Source organism: Variovorax sp. Varisp85 (genome assembly GCF_047304045.1).
Lineage (GTDB): Bacteria > Pseudomonadota > Gammaproteobacteria > Burkholderiales > Burkholderiaceae_C > Variovorax.
Genome location: NZ_JBGLYN010000130.1, coordinates 1 through 3604 on the forward strand (window position 1 = coordinate 1; position 3604 = coordinate 3604).

General features: G+C 67.0%; 3 protein-coding genes. All 3 read left to right on the forward strand.

All coding sequences use genetic code 11. From position 1 onward, the window contains the following. The first annotated feature begins 53 nt into the window (after positions 1-53). Genes ACCC97_RS28610 through ACCC97_RS28620 form a run of 3 tightly spaced genes read left to right on the forward strand, consistent with a single transcriptional unit; the run spans position 54 to position 3547 of the window. A complete protein-coding gene (locus ACCC97_RS28610) occupies positions 54-1517 on the forward strand; it encodes an aldehyde dehydrogenase family protein (RefSeq protein WP_413336332.1) in 1464 nt (487 codons plus the stop codon). Positions 1518-1561: 44 nt separating this feature from the next. After that, on the forward strand, positions 1562-2815 hold the full coding sequence (locus ACCC97_RS28615) for an ABC transporter substrate-binding protein (RefSeq protein WP_413336328.1): 1254 nt from the start codon (positions 1562-1564) through the stop codon (positions 2813-2815). A gap of 12 nt (positions 2816-2827) precedes the next feature. Then, positions 2828-3547 (forward strand): ABC transporter ATP-binding protein, encoded by a 720-nt coding sequence (locus ACCC97_RS28620; RefSeq protein WP_413336330.1) that lies wholly within the window; start codon positions 2828-2830, stop codon positions 3545-3547. The last annotated feature ends 57 nt before the right edge of the window (positions 3548-3604 follow it).

Genomic DNA, 3604 nt, shown 5'->3' on the forward strand with positions numbered 1-3604 from the left:
CCCCAACCCTCCCCCAGCGGGGGAGGGAGAGGAAACCCATGCCTGCCTCTACCATCCGCCACCAGCTCTTCATCGACGGCCGCTTCGTCGACGCCGAGTCCGGCGAAACCCTCGCCACGCTGAACCCGCACGACAACACGCCCATCGCCAACGTCGCGCTCGCAGGCCAGGCCGACGTCGACAAAGCGGTTGCGGCTGCGAAGCGCGCTTTCCCCAAATGGAGCCGCATGGCCGCCGCAGACCGCGGCCGCATCCTGCTGAAACTCGCCGACCTCATCGAGGCCAACGGCGAAGAACTCGCGCGCCTCGAATCGCTCGACACCGGCCACCCGATCCGCGATTCGCGCCGGCTCGACGTGCCGCGCACCGCCGCGTGCTTCCGCTACTTCGGCGGCATGGCCGACAAGTTCCAGGGCGAAACCATTCCGGTCGAAGAAGGCTTCCTCAACTACACGCTGCGCGAGCCGGTCGGCATCGTCGGCCAGGTGGTGCCGTGGAATTTCCCGCTGATGTTCACGAGCTGGAAGATGGCGCCCGCGCTCGCGGCCGGCAACTGCATGGTGATGAAGCCGGCCGAGATCACGCCGCTGAGTTCGCTGCGCATTGCCGAGCTGATGGCCGAGGCGGGCCTGCCGCCCGGCGTGGTCAACATGCTGCCGGGCCTGGGCAGCGTGGCGGGCCAGTACATCGCCGAACATCCGGAGATCGCGAAGATCGCCTTCACCGGCAGCACCGCCACCGGGCGGCGCATCGTGCAGGCCAGTGCGGGCAACCTGAAGAAGGTGCAGCTCGAACTCGGCGGCAAGGGGCCGAACATCGTGTTCGAAGATGCGAACCTGCAGGCCGCAGTCAACGGCAGCGCGTGGGCCATCTTCCACAACCAGGGGCAGGCCTGTATTGCGGGCTCGCGGCTGATGCTGCACGAGAAGATCGCCGATGCCTTCCTCGAGCAGTTCATTCCGCTTGCGAAGTCGATCCGCCTGGGCAACCCGCTGGACGAGGCGACGGAGATGGGCCCGCTCACCAGCGCGCAGCATCGCGAGCGCGTGCTGAGCTATGTGGAAGTGGCGCAAGGCGAGGGCGGCGAACTGCTCGCTGGCGGCAAGTCGCCAGGCGGCGATCTGGCGAAGGGGTGCTACGTCGAACCGACCGTGATGCGTGCGAAGTCCTACAGGGACCGCGTCGCGCAGGAAGAAGTCTTCGGCCCTTTCGTCACCGTGCTCACCTTCAAGAACGACGAAGAGGCGATGCAGATCGCCAACGGCACCGACTACGGCCTCGGCAGCGGCCTGTGGACCAACGACCTGCAGCGCGCCCACAAGGTGGCGCGCGACCTGCACGCCGGCATGGTCTGGATCAACAGCTACAAGCGCGTGAATCCCGGCTCGCCCTTCGGCGGCGTGGGTCAGAGCGGCTACGGCCGCGAGATGGGCTTCGACGCGATGCGCGAATACACGCAGGTCAAGAGCGTGTGGGTGAATGTCGACGCGCAGATACCGCCGCATTTCGTGCGCTGACCCCGGTCGTTGCGGCAATACAAACACAAGAGACGGAGACAACCATGGCATTCAATCGCAGACAGTTCACGCAGGCCACGGCCGCGCTGGTCGCCTCGGGCGCAAGCCCGTTGGTGTTCGCGGCCGACACGCTCAAGATAGGCTATGTCTCGCCGCAGACCGGCCCGCTCGCACCCTTCGGCGAGGCCGACAAATGGGTGATCGAGCAGATGAAGACCGCCTTCAAGGACGGCATCAGCCTCGGTGGAAAGAAGTACGCCGTGCAGATCGTGCTGAAGGACAGCCAGTCGAACCCCAACCGCGCGGGCGAGGTGGCGAACGACCTGATCCTGAAGGACAAGGTGGCGCTGGTGCTCACCGCCGGAACGCCCGAAACCGCCAACCCGGTGAGCGATGGCTGCGAACTCAACGAGGTGCCCTGCATCTCCAGCGTGGTGCCGTGGCAGCCCTGGTTCTTCGGCCGCAAGGGCGATCCGGCGAAGGGCTTCAACTGGACGTACCACATGTTCTGGGGGCTGGAGGACGTCATCGCCAACTTCACCAACGGCTGGAAGACGCTCGCCACCAACAAGAAGGTCGGCGGCCTGTTCCCCAACGATGGCGACGGCAATGCATGGGGCGACAAGGAGCTGGGCTTTCCGAAGCCGCTCGCGGCAATGGGCTTCACGCTCACCGACCCGGGCCGCTTCCAGAACGGCACGCAGGACTTCAGCGCGCAGATCGCGGCCTTCAAGAAGGAGGGTGTCGAGATCGTCACCGGCGTGGTGATTCCGCCCGACGCCAAGACTTTCCTCACGCAGGCGCGGCAACAGGGCTTCAGGCCGAAGGTCATCACGCTGGGCAAGGCGCTGCTGTTCCCCGGCGCGATCGAGGCGCTGGGCGACCTGGGCGACGGCCTCTCGACCGAGGTGTGGTGGAGCCCTTCGCATCCCTTCACATCGAGCCTCACGCAGCAGAGCGCGAAGGCGCTGGCCGACGCGTACGAGGCCGGCACGAAGAAGCAGTGGACGCAGCCGATCGGCTTCGCGCACGCGCTGTTCGAGGTGGCGGCGAACGCGCTGTCGCGATCGAAGTCGCTCAAGGCCGGCGACGTGCGCGACGCCGTGGCCGCGACCTCGATCAACTCCGTGGTCGGCCCCGTGAAGTGGGGCGGGCAGGGGCCGTTCAGGAACGTCAGCAAGACACCGCTGGTGCTCGGCCAGTGGGGCAAGGGCAGCAGGTACAAGGTGGAGCTGACCATCGTGAACAACGAGGCGGCGACGAACATTCCCACCGGCGGCAAGCTGCGGCTGCTCTGAAGAGCGAACGCAATGACGCTGCTGGCACTGCATGCCGTGAGCAAGTCCTACGGCGCGCTCAAGGTCACCGACGACATCACGCTGTCAGTGACCGAGGGCGAGACGCTGGGCATTCTCGGGCCCAACGGCGCGGGCAAGACCACGCTGTTCAACCTGATCTCGGGCGACGTACGTGTCGACGCGGGGCGCGTGGAGTACGCGGGCCGCGACGTGACGCGGCTGAAGCCGCACCAGCGCTGCCATGCGGGCATCGGCCGCAGCTACCAGGTGCCGCAGCCCTTCGGCAACATGAGCGTGTTCGAGAACCTGGTGACCGCTGCCTGCTTCGGCGGACAGCAGACGGAGCGCGAGGCCTGGCACACGGCGCACGAGGTGCTGGAGCAGACGGGCCTGATGGCGCATGCGAACAAGCCGGCGGGCGGGCTAACCCTGCTCGACCGCAAGCGGCTGGAACTGGCGCGCGCGCTGGCGACGCGGCCGCAGCTGCTACTGCTCGACGAGATCGCGGGCGGGTTGACGGAGCCCGAGGCCGCGCTGCTGGTCGGCGAGCTCCAGCGCATCAAGGCGCGCGGCGTGACGATGATCTGGATCGAGCATGTGGTGCATGCGCTGCTGTCGCTGGCGGACCGGTTGTTCGTCATCAACTTCGGGCAGAAGCTGGCCGAGGGCGCGCCGCGGGCGGTGATGAACGACCCGGAGGTGCGGCGGGTGTACATGGGGATGGAAGCATGAGTGCGCGTCGACTTTGTATTGCTCCTTCCCCCTCTGGGGGAAGGCCGGGATGGGGGC

Bases quoted from the DNA above. Each gene is read 5' to 3' on its own strand.
- ACCC97_RS28615 (WP_413336328.1), top strand. From the start codon at position 1,562: ATGGCATTCAATCGCAGACAGTTCACGCAGGCCACGGCCGCGCTGGTC.
- ACCC97_RS28620 (WP_413336330.1), top strand. From the start codon at position 2,828: ATGACGCTGCTGGCACTGCATGCCGTGAGCAAGTCCTACGGCGCGCTC.